Consider the following 19818-nt stretch of genomic DNA (forward strand, 5'->3'; position numbering starts at 1 on the left):
GCTGGCTACGATGCGGGGATGAGCACGGTCGGCGATCCAGCACAGCGCGGCCGGGAGATCGGCCAGCAGCTGCGCAGGTTGCTGCAGACCGCCCCGGCGGTGCACGGACAGCTGGCGTCCCGGGTGGGTGTCGGCGTCACGGACCTGCTGGCACTGGATCACATCACCTCCGACAGGGGGCCCATCGGCGTCGGCGAGCTCTCCCGGCTGCTCGGCATCCGGTCCGCCTCGGCGCCGGTGGTGGGCGATCGGCTGGTCGCCAGCGGCCAGGTGGTGCGCGGTGCCCATCCCCGCGACGGCCGGCGCACCAGTCTCAACCCGACACCGTCCGCGTATGACGACGTCCGCGCCGCCCTCGGGCCGCTCATCGCCGACATCAACCGGATCACCGGTGAGTTGACTGCGGACCAGGCCAGCGTCGTGCTGGATTTCCTGACCCGGATCACCGCCGCGCTCGCCGACTTCGCCGACGACCACGTGCCGGCCGACGCGCCCCGCCACCACCCACAGCAGAAGGAGAACGCCGATGACCACCGGTGAACAGCGAGCGGAGGACGCGCTGGTCGCGTCCGGCGTCACGCACCGGATCGTGCGGCACGGACCCGTCGGCTCGCTCGCCGAGGCCGCCGCCGTACGTGGCATCGCACCGGCGCAGATCGTCAAGACGCTCGTCGTACGCCGCGACGAGCACGACTATCTCTTCGTGCTCGTCCCGGGCGACCGGAAGATCTCCTGGCCGAAACTGCGCGAACACCTCGGCGTGACAAGGCTGTCGATGCCGGACGCCGCGACCGCGCGCGATGTCACCGGTTACGAGCGCGGCACCATCACGCCGTTCGGGTCGATCCGCCCCTGGCCAGTCATCGCCGACTCCCGCGTGGCCGGCACCGTCTCCATCGGCGCCGGCGGGCACGGGGTCTCGGCGACGGTCGACGCGGCGGACCTGCTCAGCGCCCTCGGTGCACAGTCCGCCGACGTGACCGAGCCGATGGAGTAGCGGCCGCTCCGGGGCTTCGGGCGATCAACGGCGGAAGGCCGGGCCATGCCGCCCGCCTTCCGGCCGTGAGCGGTCGGCTGTCGGAGGTCCCCGCTTGACTGGTCCGATGACCGCGAACCTCCGGCATCCCGAGGACCTGGCGACCGTCCGGGCGTCCTACGACGCCGTCGCCGACAACTACGCACGGATGGTGGTGACGGACGGCATGGGTGACATCCGCCGGCAGCCGTGGCTGCGCGCCGCCGTCGACGTCTTCGCCGACGCGGTCGGTGATGTCGGACCGGTGCTGGACGTCGGCTGCGGGCCGGGCACCGTGACGGCATACCTCGCCGAGCGCGGGGCGGACGTGTCGGGCGTCGACCTGTCGCCGCAGATGATCGCCAACGCGCGCCGGCTGCATCCGGAGTGCCGTTTCGAGGTCGGTTCGTGGACCGAGCTCGAGCTGCCACCGGCGTCGTACGGCGGGATCCTGGCGTGGTGGTCGCTGTTCAACCTGCCGCGTGCGTTGGTGCCGCAGGTGCTGGCGCACTGCGCCCGGGCGTTGCGGCCGGGCGGGCAGTTCATCCTCGCGACGCACATGGGCGACGAGGACGTGCGGCGCACGCAGGCGTACGGCGACGTGCCGGTCTCCTGGACCACGCACCGCTGGCAGCCGGAGCCGCTGGTGGCGATGCTGTGCGCCGCCGGGCTGCGGCCGACCGCGCAGCTGCGCCTCGGTCCGCAGGACGGCGCCGGACGGGCCGTCGTGCTGGCCGCCCAGCGCGACGAGTGAGCCGGCGACGCAGCTGCTTCGCGGCGCCGTTCAGCCGGCGTCGACGAGGACGGCCTCCAATTGCTCGAGCATCCACTCCAGGTCGGCCTCGCCGATGACGAGCGGCGGCGCGAGCCGCACCGTCGAGCCGTGGGTCTCCTTCGCCAGAACCCCGCGGGCGGCGAGTCGTTCGCACAGCTCCCGGCCGGTCATCAGCGCAGGATCGACATCGACGCCTGCCCACAGTCCGCGGACGCGCACGGCGAGCACCCCGCGGCCGATGAGTGCCCGCAGGCCGTCACCGAGCCGCTCGCCGAGTCGTGCTGCCCGCGTTTGGTATTCACCGGTGGCGAGCAGGTCGACGACCGCATGGCCGACGGCGGCGGCCAGCGGGTTACCGCCGAAGGTCGAGCCGTGGTTCCCCGGATGTATGACGCCCAGGACGTCGCGGTCCGCGACGATCGCCGAGACCGGGACGATGCCACCGCCCAGGGCCTTGCCGAGGATGTAGATGTCGGGGACGACACCCTCCAGGTCGCAGGCGAACGTCGTGCCGGTGCGGCCGAGCCCGGACTGGATCTCGTCGGCGACGAAGAGCACCCGGTGCCGGGTGGTCAGCTCGCGGACGTCCCGCAGGAAGCCGTCCGGCGGGATGATCACGCCGCCCTCGCCCTGGATCGGCTCCATCAGGACTGCGGCGGTGTCGTCGTCGATGGCCGCTTCGAGCGCGGCGAGGTCGCCGTACGGCACGGAGCGGAAACCCGGTGTGAACGGTCCGAAGCCGTCGCGCGCACCCGGATCGTCGGAGAAGCCGACGATGGTTGTGGTGCGCCCGTGGAAGTTGCCGTGGGCGACAACGATGTTCGCTTGGTCCGCCGGGACGCCCTTGACGTCATACGCCCATTTGCGGGAGACCTTGATCGCGGTCTCGACCGCTTCGGCGCCGGTGTTCATCGGCAGCACCATGTCCTTGCCGGCCAGCGCGGCGAGCGCCCGGCCGAACGGCCCGAGCTCTGCGTTGTGGAAGGCCCGGCTGGTCAGTGTCACCCGGTCCAGTTGCGCGTGCGCGGCCGCCAGGAGCGCCGGGTGTCCGTGGCCGAAGTTGAGTGCCGAGTAGCCCGCCAGGCAGTCCAGGTAGCGCTTGCCGTCCAGGTCGGTCACCCAGGCCCCCGAGGCCGCGGCGACCACGACCGGCAACGGATGGTAGTTGTGCGCGACGTAGGCGTCGTCGACCTCGATCGCCGCAGCGTTCGTGGCGTTCGACGCCGCGGTGGGCGTCCGGTCCGGCTGGGTCTCGGTCGACATGGTGGTCCTTTCCGTCGCCTCTGCACGCTCGCCCGAGCGTCCTCACCCAGCATGGCGGATGAGCGTGCGTCGAGTCAGCCGGAACGTCTCAGCCGGTCAAGGACCGGCCGAGGTCCAGCCGGCCGTGCTCGAGGAGCCAGCGCAGTGATTCCAGCACCGTTTCGAGTGAGGTGTGCCGTGGCTGGTAGCCGAGCAGTTCACCGGCCTTCTGCACGCTGAAGCAGGGGCTGCGGTCCAGGTGCTCCCAACTGAGCGCGGCGTGTTCGGCGGTCGTCGCCGCCCGGAACTCCTCCCAGGTGACGGTGTGCAGAATCGCTTCCTGCCCGAACCAGCCGGCGACGGCCTGCGCGTATCCGCGGACACTGAGTGCGGCCGCCGAGGTGATGTTGAAGTCCTCCCCCGCCGCCTGCTCGCGGTGGGCGATCGCCAGCTCGAAGGACTGCGCGACGTCGTCGGCGTGCACGTGGTGCATCGTCTCCGCGCCGAGACCGGGGATCGCCAGGGGCCGGCCGGCCGCCAACGTCCGCCAGACGGCCGGGTCCAGATTGCCCACGGGCCCGATCGGCGCCCATCCGGGCCCGGAGATGTGCCCCGGGTGCAGCGACGTGGTGACCAGTCCGCCGGAGGCCGTCTCCTCCTGCAGCATGCGTGCGATGCGTTGCTTCGCGATGCCGTATGCACCGAAGGGCGGTGTCATCGTCGTCTCCGTCGTCGGCACCTGCGCGCTGCGCCCGCTGCGCCAGACCGACCCGCACTCCACCAGGTGGCCGGTCTCTCCGCGTAGCCGTTCGACCAGCGCCGACGCCGAGTCGAGGGTGAAACACACCAGGTCGATCACCACGTCCGCCCGCTGCGCGGCAACTCGCGCCGGAAAGGTGCCGTCCGCGTCTTCTCGTTCCCGGTCCGCGACGACGTGCTGCACGTGCTGCCACTCCGGCGCATCGACATACGCACGCGTGGTGCCGCGACTGATGACGACGACTTCGTGGCCGGCCCGCACCAGCCGGGGCACGAGGAACGTGCCGATGTGGCCACTGCCACCGATGACGACGATGCGCATGATGCTCCTGTGGTCGGGTCGTGGTCGACCGAGTCTGTCAGGTCACCCGAGTGCCGCGGCCAGGTTCACCCAGGTGCCGGTGACCTGCATGCCGAGCCCGGTGTAGAGCCCGAGCGCACCGGTCCGGGAGTCGGTCGACAGCTCGCAGCCGGTGGCGCCCCGGGCGAGACCGAGAGCGAAGACGTCGGCCAGCAGCGCGCGGGCGAGCCCCTGGCCACGCGCGTCGGAGCGTATCGCGAGCCGGTCGACATACAGCGCACCGGTGTTGGTGTCGACGATCGCGAACACCGCTCCCACGACGTCGTCACCGTCCGGCATCCCCCGGCACACGATGCGCATGTGCCAGTCGGCGAAACCGGGACGCTCGTAGGTCTGCGCGGCGAAGTCGGCGTAGGACGCCTTCTCCCGGACGGACCACTCGAGGAAGGCGTCCTCGATGACGTCGTATGCCGCAGCCCGGTCCGGTCCCGACACGGCGTCCCGGAGATGCACACCGTCGGGCAGGTTCGGCTGCTGCAAGCGGACGTCCGGCGGCAGGCGCAGGGTCCAGGAGGTCCAGCGTTCGGCGAAGCCGAGGCTGCGCAGCAGGCGCTCGCCGTCGGAGCCGTGCGGCACCGGCATACCGACGGTCGTCGCCCCGGCGGCCCTGGCCCGAGCGCACACCCAACGCGCCAGGGCGGTGCCCACACCCCTTGTGCGGTATGCCGGTCGGACCGTCGCGTCGTAGCGGTCGGCCCCCGGATACTCGGCGTATGCCGCCAGTTCGCCGTCCGGGGTGAACACGCCGACGGTGCCGGCGCCCACGTCGAAGGAGGGCCGTTGCCAGTCCCCGACGATGTCGGCCTCCTCGACGGCTACCTCGCCGGTGTCGTGCAGCTGGGAAGCAGCCATCGCCGCGGCGACCTGCGCGGCATCGGTCATCCGCAGCGCGCGCACCTGCCAGCCCGCGAATGCGGCCGGCTCCAGCCCGAGGCCATCGAAGTCCGCGGTGGCGCGCTCGATCGTCATCCGCAGATCCTCGCCGGTGCGCCGCACGAGTGCAGCCGAATTTCGGTCGCGAGGGCGCCGCGGCCGGCTCGGTAGGTGAGTTCCGGCAGCGCCTGCCGATCCAGTTTCGAGAGCAATTAGTCGAGGCTGACCGCGCTTCGCAGGGCCTCGAACGCGTCGGGGACGAGCCGGTAGTAGGCCCACTTGCCGCGCTGTTCGCGGGTCACCAGGCCGGCCTCGGCGAGCAGCCGCATGTGGTGCGACACGGTGGGCTGGCTCAGCCCGACCGGGTCGGTCAGCTCGCAGATGCATGCCTCGGCGCTCTCGGCGGCCGCGATGAGCGACACCAACCGGACCCGCGTTGGATCGCCCAGTGCCTTGAACACCCGGGCGAGCCGCTGCGCGGACTCGTCGTCGAGGACGCCGCCGGTCAGCGGTGAGCAGCAGGCAGCGATCCCTACCGGCGTGATCGGCAGCTCGGTCCGGGTGCTCATGGCGACCATCGTAGGCGACGTATTGACGACTGTCGATGCGTCGTGCACGATGTATCGCATCGACGTTCTTCAATAGGAGATGGATCATGGCCGACCTCAGCAACGAGACCCGCGAGCAGGTACGCGCCCGGTATGCCGCTGCGGCGACTGCCGTCACCCGCGGTGACCGCAACGCCCTGGACGTGGTCGACGCCGACCAGTCGTGTTGCGCGCCGACCGATAACGCGTCCTGCTGCGGCGGGACAGGCGAGGTCGACGACGCCTTCGGCGCGGCGTTGTACTCGGCCGACGAGCAGGGTGAGCTGCCGGCCGAGGCGGTCGCGGCGTCGCTGGGCTGCGGCAACCCGATGATGGTCGCCGAGCTGCACGAGGGCGAGAAGGTCCTCGACCTCGGTTCCGGCGGAGGCATCGACGTGCTGCTGTCCGCGCGCCGGGTCGGATCCACCGGGTACGCCTACGGCGTCGACATGACCGACGAGATGCTCGACCTGGCCAACGCCAACAAGGCCAAGGCCGGTGCCACCAATGTGGAGTTCCTCAAGGGCACCATCGAGGACGTGCCGCTGCCCGACGGCGCGGTGGACGTGGTGATCTCCAACTGCGTGATCAACCTGTCGACCGACAAGCCGGCCGTGCTGACCGAAATGTTCCGCGTCCTGGTCCCGGGCGGGCGGATCGGGATCTCCGACGTCGTCGCCGAGGACCACCTCACCCCGGCCGACCGGGCCGAGCGCGGCTCGTATGTCGGGTGCATCGCCGGCGCGCTGTCCCGCGGTGAATACCTGGACGGCCTGGCGGCAGCTGGGTTCATCGGCGCCGAGGTGATGTTCACCCATCAGGCCGCCGACGGCATGCACTCCGCGTTGATCCGCGCCGTCAAGCCGTCCGCCGGGGCATGAGACCGTGACCGACGTGCACACTGCCGAGCCCGACACGGCTGACGCGCAGCTGCTGACGCGGCTGTCCGCCCTCGACCGGTTCCTACCGGTCTGGATCGGCGCCGCCATGGTGGCCGGGCTGCTGCTCGGCCGAGCCGTACCCCGTCTGGACACCGCGCTGAGCGCGGTCGCCGTGCAGGGAGTGTCGTTGCCGGTCGCGCGCGGCCGGCGGGTCATGTTGTATCCCGGGCTGGCCAGGGTTCGTTACGACCGGCTGGACGTCGTCACCGGCGACAGGCGCATGCTGGCCACCTCGCTGGTGCTGAATTGGGTGGTCGGCCCGCTGCTGATGTTCACTCTCGCCTGGGTGTTCCTGCCCGACCTGCCGCCATACCGGACCGGGCTGATCATCGTCGGCCTCGCCCGCTGCATCGCCATGGTGATCATCTGGAACGACTTGGCCGGCGGGCACCGGGAAGCAGCCGCCGTGCTCGTGGCCGTCAACTCACTGTTCCAGGTGATCGCGTTCGCGGCCCTCGGCTGGTTCTACCTGTCCGTGCTGCCCGGCTGGCTCGGTCTGCAGCAGGAGCACCTGAACGTGTCCGCGTGGCGCATCGCGGCCTCCGTGCTGGTCTTCCTCGGGGTCCCGCTGCTCGCGGGGTTCCTCACCCGCCGGTATGGCGAACGCGCCAGGGGCCGGGCGTGGTACGAGCAGACGTTCCTGCCCCGCATCGGCCCGTGGGCGCTGTACGGGTTGCTGTTCACGATCGTGATCCTCTTCGCCCTGCAAGGCCATCAGATCACTGATCACCCGCTCGACGTCGCCCGGATCGCGGTCCCGCTACTGGTCTACTTCGCGGTGATGTGGGGCGGTGGGTTCGCGCTCGGCAAGGCCGTCGGACTGCCCTATGACCGGACTGCCACGCTGGCGTTCACTGCTGCGGGCAACAACTTCGAACTGGCCATCGCCGTGGCGGTCGCCACCTTCGGCGTCACCTCCGGGCAGGCCCTGGCCGGAGTCGTCGGACCGCTCATCGAGGTGCCGGCCCTGGTCGGCCTGGTGTACGTCGCACTGACCCTGCGGTCTCGCTTCAGCACCGATCGCCATACCGCGCCGAACGGCGCATGACCGCCACCGAGCCCACTGTCCTGTTCATCTGTGTCGCCGCGGGCGACGGATCGGGCGCCTACTCGCCGGGTGTGGTGACGTAGGTGCGGCCGGTCGGGCTGGTCCAGGTGCAGACGCCCAGCGGCGTCATGACGACGGACCAGCCATGGGCCTGCTTGGTGCGGTGGTGGTGCCGGCAGAGGCATTGCAGGTTGGCAGCCGAGGTCGGGCCCCGCGGCCAGGCATCGACGTGGTCGATGTCGCACCACCGCGCCGCGCGCGTGCAGCCGGGGAAGCGGCAGTGCCCGTCCCGCGTCCGGACGAAGTGCTGCAGTCGTGCGCTCGGCCGGTAACGCGTCTCGCAGGTCTCGAGCGTGGTCCCGGTGCCGGCGTCGACCAGCGCACGGGTCAGGGTCGTCCCCAACGAACGCGACATCGCCTCGATCACGGACGCCGGGATGACACCGATGCCGGGCACCGTCGCGTCACCGAGCCGCGCCGCCGTGGCCCGGGGCTCTCGCGCGCCATCGACCGGTTGGGCATCGACCGGTTGGGAATCGACCGGTTCGGTGGCATTCGGTGGAATGTCGGCCGGTCGGATGTCGTCGGGTGGTCGCCATCGGCCCGCGGAGTCGCTCGGGTCGTCGAGCTCCCAGTCCGCGCAACCGCCGAGGTCGGGCGGGTAGAGCCGTTTGAGCAGATCGTTGAATTCGCGGTCAATGGTGTCCTGTGACTTCACCACCGGGCCGGCGGACGACGCCGGGCTCGGGGCGGGACACCCGGAGGTGAAGCCGGTCAGCCCGGTGACGGGGTGCGCGAACGCGCCGGAACGCCCGGACTCACCGTTGAACGGCGGCCGGGAGCCGGTGTGGACCGGGATCTGGACGACCAGGTGGGTGGTGACGGTGGCGTTCGCCAGGACCAGGTCGGCCAGGGCGTCGGCGCGGCACTCGGCCAGCGTCTTGTCGGTTGTGGTGTCGGCGTGCAGATCGCGCGCGTGCCGGTCGACCGCGGTCATGACCTTCGCGGCCACTGCGGCGGGGACGATCGCGTGCAGGTGCGACAAGCCGGGTTCTTCGTCCGGATGCGCGAACACGCCGACCCGGTCACGGCGGCGCGCGGCGGCGACACGGTCGGCAGCCACCGGGTCCACCGACGACAGGATGCGGGCGGTGCGATGTTGCACCTGACGGGCGGACTGCCTCGCCAGCAGGTCCACGCCGGCCTGCTCGACCGCAGCAGCCTGCGCATCAGTGGTGCCCGGTGCATCAGCATCGTCCCCGTCGCCCAGCAACGCAGCTTCGACGGTGCGCGACCCGTCGAGGGTGGCAGGTGCGCCGTCCTCGGCAGTCCCGCGGAACACGCGGCCGAGGGCGCGGTGCACGGCGGCGAGCTTGGCGGGTTCGAGGTCACCGGTGCCGACCCGGCCGAACAACCTGGGCGTGCGGGTGATCGCGTCGGTGGATTCCTGGACTCTGGCGCGGGCGTGGCCGGTGGTCCAGCCCGGTCGAGGACCGATGTCGGCGCCGATGAATTCGGCCTGGAAGGACCCGATGGAGTGGCGGACCTGCGGGTCGGGGGACCCGCGCAGGTCCCGCGAGTCCGGCGTGCACGTGTCCTCGATCGCCCCGGCCTGGGCGAGACGGGCGGACTGCAGCGCCCACACGGTGTTGAGCACGCGTTGCGCGAGCACGACCTGGTCGATCAGGTCGTCCTTGGTCAGGCCGAGGGCGTCGGTCCGCGAGTCCTGGAATGCGGCCGTCAGCAGCCCGAACGCGGCGTCGAGCTTCTCGGCGGCGGTCGAGTTCGCAGCCGAGAGTCCGCCCTGTTCGGGCGCTTTCTCCGCCGGCTGCTCCATGCTTACATCATACCTATGTTCGACTCTTGAGGGAAGCCTCGATACCGACAATTTTACGTCACGACATGAAAGAAGGGCACGTTGCTCGGCACAGTGCGCGATCACCGTCCCAAGGAAGATGGATACGTTCCCTGCTTCCGGGCACCGAGGCAGCCATCCGGGCCGCGGTCGCCATACGAACGCCGTTTACACTCGGGAATACCCCTAGGGGGTATGCCGTTGTGCAATATCCGGGCAGATCGTCCGCACGCGGCGAGGGCCGAGGACAATGGAGACGAAGGAGGCGCTCATGAGCACGGATGCCAGCACGAGCGCGACGAAGACATCGCCAGGCACGGCGGAGCCGATCGGCGGCACCGATGTCGAGTTGCTGCTGACCGGGATGACCTGCGCATCGTGCGCCAACCGCATCGAACGCAAGCTCAACAAGCTCGACGGTGTGACCGCCACGGTCAACTACGCCACCGAGAAGGCCAAGGTCACGTATGCCGACAGCGTCACCACCGACGACCTGGTCGCAACGGTCGAGGCGGCCGGCTACGGCGCGACGCTCCCGAAGCCGCCGGCCGCACGCGACACCGCCGACGCTGCCGACGCCCCGGCATCGGAGGAAGCCGACGACTCCCCCGCAGCCGCGGCCCTGCGCGATCTGCGCACCCGGCTGATCGTCTCGGCGCTGCTGTCCGTGCCGGTCATCGCGATGGCGATGGTGCCGGCACTGCAGTTCGACAACTGGCAGTGGCTGTCGCTGACGCTGGCCGCCCCGGTGGTCGTATGGGGTGCGTTGCCCTTCCACCGGGCGACCTGGACCAACCTGCGGCACGGCGCCGCCACCATGGACACCCTCGTATCACTCGGCACGACAGCGGCATTCGCCTGGTCGGTCTACGCCCTCTTCTGGGGCGACGCGGGTATGCCGGGGATGCGCCACCCATTCGAGCTGACCATCGCACGCAGCGACGGCACGTCGAACATCTACTTCGAGGCAGCAGCCGGCGTCATCACCTTCATCCTGCTGGGCCGCTATCTGGAGCATCGGTCCAAGCGCAACGCCGGTGCGGCCCTGCGAGCGCTGCTCGACCTCGGCGCACGCGACGTCGCCGTGCTGCGCGACGGCACCGAACACCGGATCCCGGTGTCCCAGTTGGTCGTTGACGACCGCTTCGTGGTCCGTCCCGGCGAGAAGATCGCCACCGACGGCGTGGTCGAGGAGGGCCGCTCGGCGGTGGACGCGTCGATGCTGACCGGCGAATCCGTCCCGGTCGACGTCTCCCCCGGCGACGCGGTCGTCGGTGCGACGGTGAACGCCTCCGGCCGCCTGGTTGTGCGTGCCACCCGCGTCGGCGCGGACACCCAGCTGGCACAGATGGCCCGGCTGGTCGAGGATGCGCAGACCGGCAAGGCCGCCGTGCAGCGGCTCGCCGACCGCATCTCCGGCGTCTTCGTGCCGGTCGTGATCGCCGTAGCGGTGGGCGTCTTCGTCTTCTGGCTGGCCACCGGCGCGGGCGCAGCGGGTGCGCTGACCGCCGCCGTCGCCGTGCTGATCGTCGCCTGCCCGTGCGCGCTGGGCCTGGCCACCCCGACAGCGCTGATGGTCGGCACCGGACGCGGCGCCCAGCTCGGCATACTCATCAAGGGACCGGAGGTGCTGGAGCAGACCCGCACGGTCGACACCATCGTGCTGGACAAGACCGGCACGGTGACCACCGGCGAGATGACCCTCGCCACCACGCACGTCGCCGAGGGTGAGGACGCCGCGCAGGTGCTGCGGCTGGCGGGAGCACTCGAGGACGCCTCCGAGCACCCGATCGCGCGCGCGATCGCCGACGCGGCCCGGGAGAGCGGCGCCCTCGGCGCCGTGGCGGACTTCGCCAACATCGAGGGCCTGGGCGTGCAGGGCATCGTCGACGGGCACGCGGTGCTCGTCGGCCGGCCGCAACTGCTGGAGCAGTGGTCAGCGGGCCTGGATGAGTTGCAGGCGGCGTTCGACGCCGCGCAGGACCGTGGTCAGACCGCCGTCGCGGTCGGCTGGGACGGCCGCGCCCGTGCGGTGCTGGTGGTTGCCGATCGGGTGAAGGACACCTCGGCCGAGGCGATCTCGCACCTGCGCGGACTCGGGCTGCGCCCCATCCTGCTCACCGGCGACAACGAGCGGGTCGCCCGGACCGTGGCGGCACAGGTCGGCATCGACGCAGCGGACGTCGTCGCCGAGGTGCTGCCGGCCGACAAGGTCGACGTCGTCACCCGGTTGCAGTCCGAGGGCCGGGTGGTCGCGATGGTCGGTGACGGCGTCAACGACGCCGCCGCGCTGGCCCAGGCGGACCTCGGCCTGGCGATGGGCACCGGCACCGACGTGGCGATCGAGGCCGGCGACCTCACCCTGGTCCGCGGCGACCTGCGCGTGGCCGCGGACGCCATCCGCCTCTCCCGCCGCACCCTCGCCGTCATCAAGAGCAACCTGTTCTGGGCGTTCGGTTACAACGTCGTGGCCATCCCGGTCGCCGCGGCCGGCCTGCTCAACCCGATGCTCGCCGGCGCCGCGATGGCGTTCTCGTCGGTGTCCGTGGTCACCAACAGCCTGCGGTTGCGGGCCTTCCGCTGAGGAGGGACGACGCGATGGCCGACGGAGCGTCCGGCAAGCTCGCCGCCGACTTCCGTCGCGCCCACCAGGCGCTGATCAGCGGTGGTGACCCCGTCGCCGGCCGGCAACAGCTGGTCGAGCTCACCCGACAGATCGTCACCGGGTGCGACTGGGCCGCGTTGACCAGCTGGCCGGCGGGCCGGCGCCCACGCCTCCTCGCCGCAACCGGCACCGTGCCGCAGCTGCTCACCGACGCGGAGTACGACGCCGGCGACGGACCCAGCCTGAGCGCCACGGACGACGAGCCGTCCTGGATCCCGGACCTGTATGCCGAGACTCGCTGGCCGGCCTTCGTCGACAACGCCGTCGACCGCTCCCCGGTGCGCAGCGCTGTCATGTTCCGCCTCGGCGAGCGCCCCGAACACTGCACGTTCGGCCTCTACGCCGCCACCAGCTGGGCCCTGGACGGCAGCGCCGTCAGTGTCGGTGCGCTCTTCGCGACGCACGCAGCCGTCCTGTTGTCGCATGCCGACGCCTCGCTCAACGCCGTCCAGGTGCATCGGACGCTTGCCACCAGCCGCCGGATCGGCACCGCCATCGGCATCCTGATGGCGACCCACGGTGTCACCGAGGACAGCGCGTTCGCGATGCTGCAGGACGCCAGTGCCTGGCTGGACCGCACGCTGCGCGACGTCGCCGACGACATCAACCGCAGCGTGGACCGGACCGACGACCGGACCGACGACCAGGCGGACGATCTGCCGGACTGACACCGCCGACCCCCCGGTTTTCGTCGACCGCCGCAGGGGTATGCCGTGAGCAGTCACGTGTCAGGAGGCACTTCATGAGCTCGCCGAACCCGTTGGTACGACTCACCACTGCGCTCGAGGACAACGACGCACTCGACCCGGTGGTGCGCGTCGTCGCGCCGCTCAGTGCAGCACTGGTGCGGTCGCCCGGCCGGCGCGACCTGCTGCAGGGCAAGTGGCTGGGCCATGCGGTGCATCCGGCGCTGACCATGGCGCCGCTGGGCATGTGGATCTCCGCCAGCGTGTTGGACGTCTTCGCCGGGCGGCACGCCGCACCCGCCGCCCGTCGGCTGGTCGGTTTCGGCCTGGTCGCGGCCTGGCCGACCGCTGCCACCGGCCTCGCGGAACTCGCGCACGCCGGACGTCGCGAGCAACGGATCGGCGTCGTGCATGCGCTCACCAACAGCACCGGGGTCGCACTCTTCCTGGCGTCCTACCGCGCGCGCCGGCGCAACCGGCACGGTCGCGGCGCCGTCCTCGGCCTGGCCGGTTTGGCCTGCGTGGGCACCGGCGGCTACTTCGGCGGGCACCTGGCCTCGGTGCGCAAGATGTCGAGCGTCAACCCCGGCTTCGAGTGACCGGCTGCCGCACGAGCGCCACCGGCGGCACCGCGCCCGGCGCAGTGCCGCGCGGACCGGTCATCGCCGCGGCAGTTGACCGGCCTGCTTGACGTCCTCGGCGACGTCCTTGATCTTGCGGTTGAGCCGGTTGCTGGTCGCCCGCAACATCGCGAACGCCGTGTCCTCGGTGACGCCGTGGGTCTTCATCAGGATGCCGATCGCGGCGCCGATCCGCCGGCTGGTCGCCAGCGCCGTCCCGAGCGTCTCGGCCTCCTGCGTGCTTCCGACGTGGGCCATCAGCACCGCGGCGTGACTGGCGAAGAGCGTGCTGGCGGTGACGGCGTCGTGGTCCAGCGCACCCGGCGCCCCGGCATACAGGTTGAGCGCGGAGCGCACCGGCGTGTCGGTCAGGTGATAGGACAGCACGCTGCGCACCGGCGTGGCCGACAGCGCCGAGCTGACGAAGTTGAGCCACCGGCTCTCGGCCCGCAGATCCGGGACCCAGGCCGGTGAATCCTCCGTCGCGGCGGTCAGGCAGGGGCCCTCGCCCGCGGCGTACTGGATGTGGTCGACGTCCAGCGGCACGCTGCCGCTGTGGGCGAGAGTGCGCGGCAGCGAGCGTTCCGGCCAGGCCGTGATCGCCGCCCAGTCGCACGGCTCGATGAACTCGACCGCCAGCTCGACCAGCCGCTGTCGCGCGGCGCCGATGTCACCGCTGCTGGTCAGCTTCTCGTGCATGTCCTGGAACTGCAACGCAATGAGCTGCGGTGCATCAGGAATCTCCCGCGTCATGTCTCTCCCTCAGCGGCCGGCTACGCCGACGAACGGTGCCCGGCCACACCTGCCATGACCGTCCATTGTCTCACCGGACACGCGCCTCGGCGTCGTCCGCGAACGCCGGACTTGCCGGGGACCGGAAGACCTCGGCAGCAACCGCATCGTGGAACGGGTCCAGCGCCTCCCGCTGCGCACCGGCCCGCCGCACGAGCTGGTCGAAATCGACGTCCGGGAAGCGCGCGCCGAGCCCGGCATCCGTCCCCAGCGTGGTCCACAGCGTCTTCTTGCCCTCGATCCCCATGACGAGGGCGTCCAGCTCGAGGAACCGGCTCAGCGGCGAATACCCCCACAACCGCCCGTTCAGCTTCAGCCGGCCGAGCCGTTCGGCGACGACCGCGGCACCGGTCTTGAGCCGGTTCGGCGCCACGTCGAGGCGGCGCATGATGTCGGTGAAGGTGTCGACGTCCTCGGCGATGCCGGTCGCGACGCCGTCGAGCGCCCGGCCCAGGTCACTGCCCCGGTTGTGGCGGGCGGAACGCTGCGCGAGCTCACGCCAGAGCACTCCCAGGGCGAGCTGGTCCCGCAGGTAGATCGGCAGGAACTGCGTCGATGCACCGGTCATGCCTGCGCCATACCCACGCGGTATGGCGGGCAACCCTCAGTCCGCGAGGAAGCTGCCGACGGCGTCGTTCCACTCGTAGGTGTGGCTGATCGGCACGCCGTGAGGGCCGCCCGCGATCACGTGCAACCGGCTGCCCTCGATCGCGGCGTGCGTCCGCTTGCCGGAACCCTCGAACGGGACGAGCGCGTCGGCGTCGCCGTGGATCACCAGGGTCGGCACCGTGACGGCCGCCAGGTCGGCCCGGAAATCGGTGGTGGCCCACGCTTTCATGCACTCCACCGCCGCCGTCTGATCCGACTCGGTCGCCTGCCGGAACGCCTCCTGCTGGACCTCGCGGTCGACGGCCAGCGTGCCGTCGGCGGTCAGGAACTGGGTGGTGAAGTCGTCGAAGAACGCGTGCCGGTCGACCTGCAACGCGGTCAGCATCTCCTGCGCCTGCTCCTCGTCGAGCGGCCCGTCCGGGTTCTCCTCGGTCTTGGCCAGGTAGGGCGGGACGGCCGACGCGAAGACGACGCTGCGGACCCGGTCCGCGCCATACCGGGACAGGTAGCGCGCCACCTCGCCACCGCCCATCGAGAAGCCGACCAGCGACGCGTCGCGCAGGTCCAGCTGCTCCATCAGGTCGTGCAGGTCCGCGGCCAGCGTGTCGTAGTCGTAGCCGGTCTCCGGTGTGTCACTGCGACCGAATCCGCGCCGGTCGTAGGTGATCACCCGCACACCGGCGTCGCGCAACGCCGGCACCTGCGCTGCCCATGACTCCCCGGACAGCGGCCAGCCGTGGATCAGCACCACCGGTCGGCCGGCGCCACCGGAGTCCTCCACGTGCAGTTGCGTGCCGTCCTGGGTGGTCACCGTCATGGTCGCTCCTCGTGGGGTCAAGGTTCCGGAAGTGGTGGGTCAGGGGTATGCCGGACGTGCGCCATACCGCACCGTCGACATACCCCTCTCGCGCCGGTCGAATTCGCGCCGGCGGTCGCGGCCTACGGCCGGTCGGCGATCAGCCCGTCGAGACCGACGAGTTCGAGGACGTCGCGGGCCGGGCCGGGCGATGCGAGAAGGCTGAGCCGGGTGCCGTGCGCGGCGAACGCATCCCGCATCTCGAACAGCACCCGCACCCCGGCGCTGCCGAGCAGCTCCACCGCGCTCAGATCGACCGTCAGGGGGTAGAGGCCACCGCGGCCCGCCTCGGCGATCCGGGCCCGGAAGACCGCCGCGCTGCCGGAATCGACCGAGCCGGTGACGACCACGCTGCGCCGCGGCAGATCCTGGAAGCGCGCGGAGAACGGCCGGGTCCCGTCCGCGGAGGCGCCGTCGCGTCCCGTGCCGTGGACGAGCACCACCGGAACGTGCAGCGGCAACCGGGCGGTGACCGTCGTACCGGGCTCAGGTTCGCCGCGCGAGGCGTCGCCGCCGCGTTCGACGCTCAGGCTCTGCGCCATCTCCTGCACCATCCACAGCCCCCGGCCGCTGGTCGCCGACGGTGCCCGGCGCGCCCGCCAGGTCCCGTGGTCGCTCACCCGAACGGTCAGCACGCCCTGATCGTCCAGGCCTGCGCTCACCTCCGCACCGTCGCCGCCACCGTCCGGGTGGGCGTGCTCGACGGCGTTGACCAGCAACTCCTCGACGACCAGCTCCACGGCCTGCCGCTGGTGCTCGGCGGCGCCCAGATCCTCCAGCCAGGCGCGTAGTCCGTCCCGGTAGGACGCCGCGATCACGTCCGCTGCGGTCACCTGCGCCTGCCACCGCTGCCGCCGCTGGGTCCGCCACTGGACGGCCAGCGCGGTGCCGTCGTCGTACCCGCCGGATCCCAACGTCGCCACGGTGCCTCGACACACCCGGTCGACCGCGCGGGTGGGCACGTCCGCGCCGGCCCATCGGTCGGTGAGCGCGTCCGCCGCGGTGCGCGCCATCAGCTCGCGGCCCTCGTGCAGCCGACGTCCCGGCCGCCGGAGCAGACCATCGGTGTAGAGCAGCATCAGCTCGCCGCGGCGCAGCCGCCCGTCCTGCACCGGTGGCCCGGAGTCGGTCACCCCGAGCGGAGCCCCACCGGTGCGTGCCAGTGGCCGCACGGATCCGGCGGGCGTCAGGATCAGCGGCTCCGGGTGACCGCAGGTGGCGTAGCGCAGCTGTCCGCCGGCGGGATCCAGGACGACGGCGCAGAGGGTGGCCCCGCGCGTCGCGCGGGTGCGGCCGGCGGCCCGGTCGACCCGGCGCAGCGCGTCCGCGAAGTCGGTGCTGAGCAACCACTCCGCCAGGACGGCGCGCAGCCGGCCCATCGCGGCGGACGCGGTGACCCCGTGACCGGGCAGGTCGCCGACGACGAACGCCACCGTGCCGTCGGGCAACGGTATCAGGTCGAACCTGTCGCCGCCGGCGTTGCGCGCATCGGCGGCGGCCACCTGACACCCTGCGACGTCGATCTCGGGCAGCAGCGGCAGCGTGCGGGGCAGATGGGCCTCCTGCACCCGCAGCGCCACGTCCCGGTGTGGTCCCGTCCTCGGCTGCATCTCGACCGGCTCGTCCTCCCGCCCGTGCTGTGCGTCGGTGCGGTCGGGCGCGGTCACATCAGCCGGTATGACGTCGTCGGCCACGACACATCACCCCTCCGCTGTCGAGGGTGGTTCGTCACCGACCGCCGGCCGGATGGGTCAGCCGGATGTCACCGTCCCTCGGGCAGCCGCCGGGTCTCGACCAGGCGGCGGGCGACGTCGCGCAGCTTCAGGTTGTGATCCTGCGAGTAGCGGCGCAGCACCTCGAAGGCCTGCTCGGTCGACAGGCCGTGCCGCTCCATCAGGATCCCCTGCGCCTGACCGATCACCTTGCGAGTGTCGAGCGCCGTGTTGAGGTGGGTCTCCTCCAGCGACGCGACCAACGCGATCGCGGCATGGGTGGCGAAGATCGCGACATACGCCAGGTCGTCGGAGGTGAAGACGACCGGCTCGCGCCAGTAGAGGTTCAGCGCACCGAGCCGGCGGCCGTCGGTGTCGATCAGTTCGGCGGCCAGCAACGCGGCGATGCCCAACTCTGCGGCGGCCGGCGTCCACTGCGGCCAGCGTGCCTCGACGCGCAGGTCCTGACTGGCCAGCGTGCTCCCGTGCCAACCGCCGTCGTATGACGGCCCGTCCCGCAACGCACGTTGCAGCTCGTCGGCACGCACCACCACGTCGTGCGACGGCGCGATGGTCTCCAGCTGAGTGCGGCCGCGGATCAGCGTGAGGCCGCCGTAGTGCGCGTCCAGCGCGGCGAGGGCATGTTCGACCACCTGGTCCGCGGTCTGCTCGGTCGTCTGGGCGGCCCCCAGCGAAGTGGCGAGATCGGCGAACTCGCGAGGGTCCATGCGGCCGGTGGCCACGCGCTCCCCGGACGGTTCGGACGGCGCGGCCGCGCCGTCGTGAGCAGGCGTGATCTCGTCATACGTCATCCGTCTGTCCCTCTGTCCAGTTCGCCACGCGACGACGGCGTGGCAGCCGCCGGGCATTACCCCTCATTCCACGGTCCGGCCGGCCCGGATGACTAGGACCGAAAACGCACGGCGGTGGCCCCCAGAACGCACCGGCTCGGCCGCCGATCACCCCGGATCGGTGTCGTATCTTGTCCTTCGTGAGGTCGATTCGTGCATAGGTCGGTCACCACCGACTTCGCCACCACCGATCCTGAGCAGGCTCACGCGCTCGTGGCGGAGGCCTATTCCAGCAACCGGTTGCGCGTGAGCGGCAGCACCACCGACTTCCGCTTCGGCCAGCGCCGGCACGACCTCGGCGAGGTGCGGCTGGACCGCTTCCACAACACGATGACCACCCAGTACTCGATGGAGCCACTGGGCTGCCTGGTCGTATGCCGCATGGTGCGCGGCACCATGGACATCGCCGTGGACGGCCGGGAGCAGCGTGTCGGGCCCGGCCAGATCGTGCTGGTCGCGCCGCCGGACCTGCACTACCGCACGCGCGTGCACGGGGCGGAGCTGGAGCTGATCGGTGTCGACCTGTCCCTGCTGGACCGGTGGGCGACCGAGGACGACGAGCCGGTCACCGAGCGGGTCCGCCGGCTGACCATCGACCCGTTGCTGCCGCCGGCTGCCGTCCCGTGGCAGCGGGCCGTCACGCACCTGAGCGAACTGGCCACCGCGGACGACGTGGCGGCCGCCAGCCCGCTGGTGCTGGGTGCGGCCGGCGACCTCCTCGCGGCGACCCTGCTGGCCGCGTTCGACCCGGCCGGCGCGGAGCACGACCTGCGCGCCGCGGCACCGTCGTGCGGGTCGCGCGACACCGTCCGACGCGCCGACGCCTACCTGGAGAGCAACCCCGACCTCGACCTCGGCGTGGCAGACATCGCCCGCGCCTGCCACGTGTCGGTCCGCGCGTTGCAGATCGCCTACCGGCGGGAGCTGGACACCACGCCGATGGCGCGGCTGCGCCGGATCCGGCTGGACCGGGTGCGCGACGAACTCGCGGCGGCCGACCCCGACTCCGGGGCCACCGTCGGTGCCATCGCCGGCCGGTGGGGCTTCACCAATTCGAGCCGCTTCGCCGCGCACTACCGGGCGGCATACGGTATGCCGCCGAGTACGACGCTGCGCAGCTGAGCGGTCACCGCATGGGCCCGTGCCGGCCCGGGTAGCCCGTCGTCGCAACGGATGATCCCCATCCGATGCCCAACCCGATCCCCAGCGAGAAGAGGTCCGTGAGATGAATGCGCCCCAGGACACCCCGGAGGAGCAGGGCGACACCTACCGCGCCAAGGTCGACGAGCAGGACGGCGGCCCCGGCTCGCACCACGCCGACGGCGGCGACGTCAACGACGTCGCCAGCGGCGGAGTCAGCCGGCGGCGGAACGAAGACGACCGGACCGACGACCGGACCGACGGCCGGGCCGACGGTTCGGAGCCCGCTCAGGACGGCAGTGTCGATCAGGATGACGACTGGGTCGACGACCGGACCGGGGAGGCGGACGCCCCGGAGGACACCGACTGAACGACCTCGGCGGTGACCTCACCGCCGCCGGAGACCCGGTCCAGACAGACGGCCGCGCCGG

Annotated in this window: 20 protein-coding genes; 10 read left to right on the top strand and 10 right to left on the bottom strand. The window is 71.5% G+C overall.

Going from position 1 to position 19818, the window contains the following annotated elements; all coding sequences use genetic code 11:
• The first annotated feature begins 18 nt into the window (after positions 1 to 18).
• From ACTHL4_RS02135 to ACTHL4_RS02145, 3 genes are all read left to right on the top strand, one after another.
• Entirely contained in the window at positions 19 to 540 is a 522-nt protein-coding gene (locus ACTHL4_RS02135; RefSeq protein ID WP_440281081.1) for a MarR family winged helix-turn-helix transcriptional regulator, read from the top strand.
• Positions 527 to 997, top strand: a complete 471-nt coding sequence (locus tag ACTHL4_RS02140) for an aminoacyl-tRNA deacylase (RefSeq protein ID WP_440281082.1) — start codon at positions 527 to 529, stop codon at positions 995 to 997. The genes ACTHL4_RS02135 and ACTHL4_RS02140 overlap by 14 nt, the downstream gene beginning before the upstream one ends.
• 106 nt (positions 998 to 1103) lie before the next feature.
• Positions 1104 to 1769, top strand: coding sequence for a class I SAM-dependent methyltransferase (locus ACTHL4_RS02145; RefSeq protein WP_440281083.1), 666 nt, complete (start codon positions 1104 to 1106; stop codon positions 1767 to 1769).
• Between the two features lie 30 nt (positions 1770 to 1799).
• Here the strand turns inward: ACTHL4_RS02145 and rocD are convergent, their stop codons facing one another.
• From rocD to ACTHL4_RS02165, 4 genes are all read right to left on the bottom strand, one after another.
• On the bottom strand, positions 1800 to 3053 hold the full coding sequence (gene rocD / locus ACTHL4_RS02150) for an ornithine--oxo-acid transaminase (protein ID WP_440281084.1): 1254 nt from the start codon (positions 3051 to 3053) through the stop codon (positions 1800 to 1802).
• An 88-nt stretch (positions 3054 to 3141) separates the two neighbouring features.
• Positions 3142 to 4113, bottom strand: coding sequence for an NAD-dependent epimerase/dehydratase family protein (locus tag ACTHL4_RS02155; RefSeq protein ID WP_440281085.1), 972 nt, complete (start codon positions 4111 to 4113; stop codon positions 3142 to 3144).
• 42 nt (positions 4114 to 4155) lie between these two features.
• Entirely contained in the window at positions 4156 to 5121 is a 966-nt protein-coding gene (locus ACTHL4_RS02160) for a GNAT family N-acetyltransferase (RefSeq protein WP_440281086.1), read from the bottom strand.
• Positions 5122 to 5237: 116 nt separating this feature from the next.
• Complete coding sequence (locus tag ACTHL4_RS02165; RefSeq protein WP_440281087.1) at positions 5238 to 5594, bottom strand: ArsR/SmtB family transcription factor; 357 nt, start codon at positions 5592 to 5594, stop codon at positions 5238 to 5240.
• 86 nt (positions 5595 to 5680) lie between these two features.
• Here ACTHL4_RS02165 and arsM point away from each other — a divergent pair, with 86 nt between their 5' ends.
• A complete protein-coding gene (gene arsM / locus ACTHL4_RS02170; RefSeq protein ID WP_440281088.1) occupies positions 5681 to 6493 on the top strand; it encodes an arsenite methyltransferase in 813 nt (270 codons plus the stop codon).
• Between the two features lie 106 nt (positions 6494 to 6599).
• Positions 6600 to 7601, top strand: coding sequence for an ACR3 family arsenite efflux transporter (arsB, locus tag ACTHL4_RS02175; RefSeq protein ID WP_440281103.1), 1002 nt, complete (start codon positions 6600 to 6602; stop codon positions 7599 to 7601).
• Between the two features lie 58 nt (positions 7602 to 7659).
• Here the strand turns inward: arsB and ACTHL4_RS02180 are convergent, their stop codons facing one another.
• A complete protein-coding gene (locus ACTHL4_RS02180; RefSeq protein WP_440281089.1) occupies positions 7660 to 9438 on the bottom strand; it encodes an HNH endonuclease signature motif containing protein in 1779 nt (592 codons plus the stop codon).
• Between the two features lie 289 nt (positions 9439 to 9727).
• Between ACTHL4_RS02180 and ACTHL4_RS02185 the strand changes: the two genes are divergently transcribed.
• The 3 genes from ACTHL4_RS02185 (at position 9728) to ACTHL4_RS02195 (ending at position 13406) form a co-directional block, all read left to right on the top strand.
• Positions 9728 to 12040, top strand: a complete 2313-nt coding sequence (locus ACTHL4_RS02185; RefSeq protein ID WP_440281090.1) for a heavy metal translocating P-type ATPase — start codon at positions 9728 to 9730, stop codon at positions 12038 to 12040.
• 14 nt (positions 12041 to 12054) lie between these two features.
• Positions 12055 to 12789 (top strand): ANTAR domain-containing protein, encoded by a 735-nt coding sequence (locus ACTHL4_RS02190; protein ID WP_440281091.1) that lies wholly within the window; start codon positions 12055 to 12057, stop codon positions 12787 to 12789.
• Positions 12790 to 12863: 74 nt separating this feature from the next.
• Positions 12864 to 13406: a DUF2231 domain-containing protein gene (locus ACTHL4_RS02195; protein ID WP_440281092.1), complete on the top strand. Its 543-nt coding sequence runs from the start codon at positions 12864 to 12866 to the stop codon at positions 13404 to 13406.
• 60 nt (positions 13407 to 13466) lie between these two features.
• Here ACTHL4_RS02195 and ACTHL4_RS02200 read toward each other — a convergent pair whose 3' ends face one another.
• The 5 genes from ACTHL4_RS02200 to ACTHL4_RS02220 form a co-directional block, all read right to left on the bottom strand.
• A complete protein-coding gene (locus ACTHL4_RS02200; RefSeq protein WP_440281093.1) occupies positions 13467 to 14180 on the bottom strand; it encodes a GAF and ANTAR domain-containing protein in 714 nt (237 codons plus the stop codon).
• A gap of 70 nt (positions 14181 to 14250) precedes the next feature.
• Entirely contained in the window at positions 14251 to 14787 is a 537-nt protein-coding gene (locus ACTHL4_RS02205; RefSeq protein WP_440281094.1) for a hypothetical protein, read from the bottom strand.
• A 36-nt stretch (positions 14788 to 14823) separates the two neighbouring features.
• A complete protein-coding gene (locus tag ACTHL4_RS02210) occupies positions 14824 to 15645 on the bottom strand; it encodes an alpha/beta fold hydrolase (protein ID WP_440281095.1) in 822 nt (273 codons plus the stop codon).
• A gap of 122 nt (positions 15646 to 15767) precedes the next feature.
• Entirely contained in the window at positions 15768 to 17378 is a 1611-nt protein-coding gene (locus ACTHL4_RS02215; protein WP_440281096.1) for a SpoIIE family protein phosphatase, read from the bottom strand.
• Between the two features lie 68 nt (positions 17379 to 17446).
• Positions 17447 to 18208: a GAF and ANTAR domain-containing protein gene (locus ACTHL4_RS02220; RefSeq protein ID WP_440281097.1), complete on the bottom strand. Its 762-nt coding sequence runs from the start codon at positions 18206 to 18208 to the stop codon at positions 17447 to 17449.
• Between the two features lie 192 nt (positions 18209 to 18400).
• On the opposite strand from ACTHL4_RS02220, the gene ACTHL4_RS02225 reads away from it, so the two are divergent.
• Both ACTHL4_RS02225 and ACTHL4_RS02230 read left to right on the top strand, forming a co-directional pair.
• On the top strand, positions 18401 to 19369 hold the full coding sequence (locus ACTHL4_RS02225; protein ID WP_440281098.1) for an AraC family transcriptional regulator: 969 nt from the start codon (positions 18401 to 18403) through the stop codon (positions 19367 to 19369).
• A 103-nt stretch (positions 19370 to 19472) separates the two neighbouring features.
• On the top strand, positions 19473 to 19757 hold the full coding sequence (locus ACTHL4_RS02230; protein WP_440281099.1) for a hypothetical protein: 285 nt from the start codon (positions 19473 to 19475) through the stop codon (positions 19755 to 19757).
• The last annotated feature ends 61 nt before the right edge of the window (positions 19758 to 19818 follow it).

It is taken from the genome of Flexivirga sp. (assembly GCF_051955415.1).
GTDB lineage: Bacteria > Actinomycetota > Actinomycetes > Actinomycetales > Dermatophilaceae > Flexivirga.

Excerpts from the sequence above, each read along its gene's own strand:
- ACTHL4_RS02135 (WP_440281081.1), top strand. The coding sequence starts at position 19 with ATGAGCACGGTCGGCGATCCAGCACAGCGCGGCCGGGAGATCGGCCAG.
- ACTHL4_RS02140 (WP_440281082.1), top strand. The coding sequence starts at position 527 with ATGACCACCGGTGAACAGCGAGCGGAGGACGCGCTGGTCGCGTCCGGC.
- ACTHL4_RS02145 (WP_440281083.1), top strand. The coding sequence starts at position 1,104 with ATGACCGCGAACCTCCGGCATCCCGAGGACCTGGCGACCGTCCGGGCG.
- rocD (WP_440281084.1), bottom strand. The coding sequence starts at position 3,053 with ATGTCGACCGAGACCCAGCCGGACCGGACGCCCACCGCGGCGTCGAAC.
- ACTHL4_RS02155 (WP_440281085.1), bottom strand. The coding sequence starts at position 4,113 with ATGCGCATCGTCGTCATCGGTGGCAGTGGCCACATCGGCACGTTCCTC.
- ACTHL4_RS02160 (WP_440281086.1), bottom strand. The coding sequence starts at position 5,121 with ATGACGATCGAGCGCGCCACCGCGGACTTCGATGGCCTCGGGCTGGAG.
- ACTHL4_RS02165 (WP_440281087.1), bottom strand. The coding sequence starts at position 5,594 with ATGAGCACCCGGACCGAGCTGCCGATCACGCCGGTAGGGATCGCTGCC.
- arsM (WP_440281088.1), top strand. The coding sequence starts at position 5,681 with ATGGCCGACCTCAGCAACGAGACCCGCGAGCAGGTACGCGCCCGGTAT.
- arsB (WP_440281103.1), top strand. The coding sequence starts at position 6,600 with ATGGTGGCCGGGCTGCTGCTCGGCCGAGCCGTACCCCGTCTGGACACC.
- ACTHL4_RS02180 (WP_440281089.1), bottom strand. The coding sequence starts at position 9,438 with ATGGAGCAGCCGGCGGAGAAAGCGCCCGAACAGGGCGGACTCTCGGCT.
- ACTHL4_RS02185 (WP_440281090.1), top strand. The coding sequence starts at position 9,728 with ATGAGCACGGATGCCAGCACGAGCGCGACGAAGACATCGCCAGGCACG.
- ACTHL4_RS02190 (WP_440281091.1), top strand. The coding sequence starts at position 12,055 with ATGGCCGACGGAGCGTCCGGCAAGCTCGCCGCCGACTTCCGTCGCGCC.
- ACTHL4_RS02195 (WP_440281092.1), top strand. The coding sequence starts at position 12,864 with ATGAGCTCGCCGAACCCGTTGGTACGACTCACCACTGCGCTCGAGGAC.
- ACTHL4_RS02200 (WP_440281093.1), bottom strand. The coding sequence starts at position 14,180 with ATGACGCGGGAGATTCCTGATGCACCGCAGCTCATTGCGTTGCAGTTC.
- ACTHL4_RS02205 (WP_440281094.1), bottom strand. The coding sequence starts at position 14,787 with ATGACCGGTGCATCGACGCAGTTCCTGCCGATCTACCTGCGGGACCAG.
- ACTHL4_RS02210 (WP_440281095.1), bottom strand. The coding sequence starts at position 15,645 with ATGACGGTGACCACCCAGGACGGCACGCAACTGCACGTGGAGGACTCC.
- ACTHL4_RS02220 (WP_440281097.1), bottom strand. The coding sequence starts at position 18,208 with ATGACGTATGACGAGATCACGCCTGCTCACGACGGCGCGGCCGCGCCG.
- ACTHL4_RS02230 (WP_440281099.1), top strand. The coding sequence starts at position 19,473 with ATGAATGCGCCCCAGGACACCCCGGAGGAGCAGGGCGACACCTACCGC.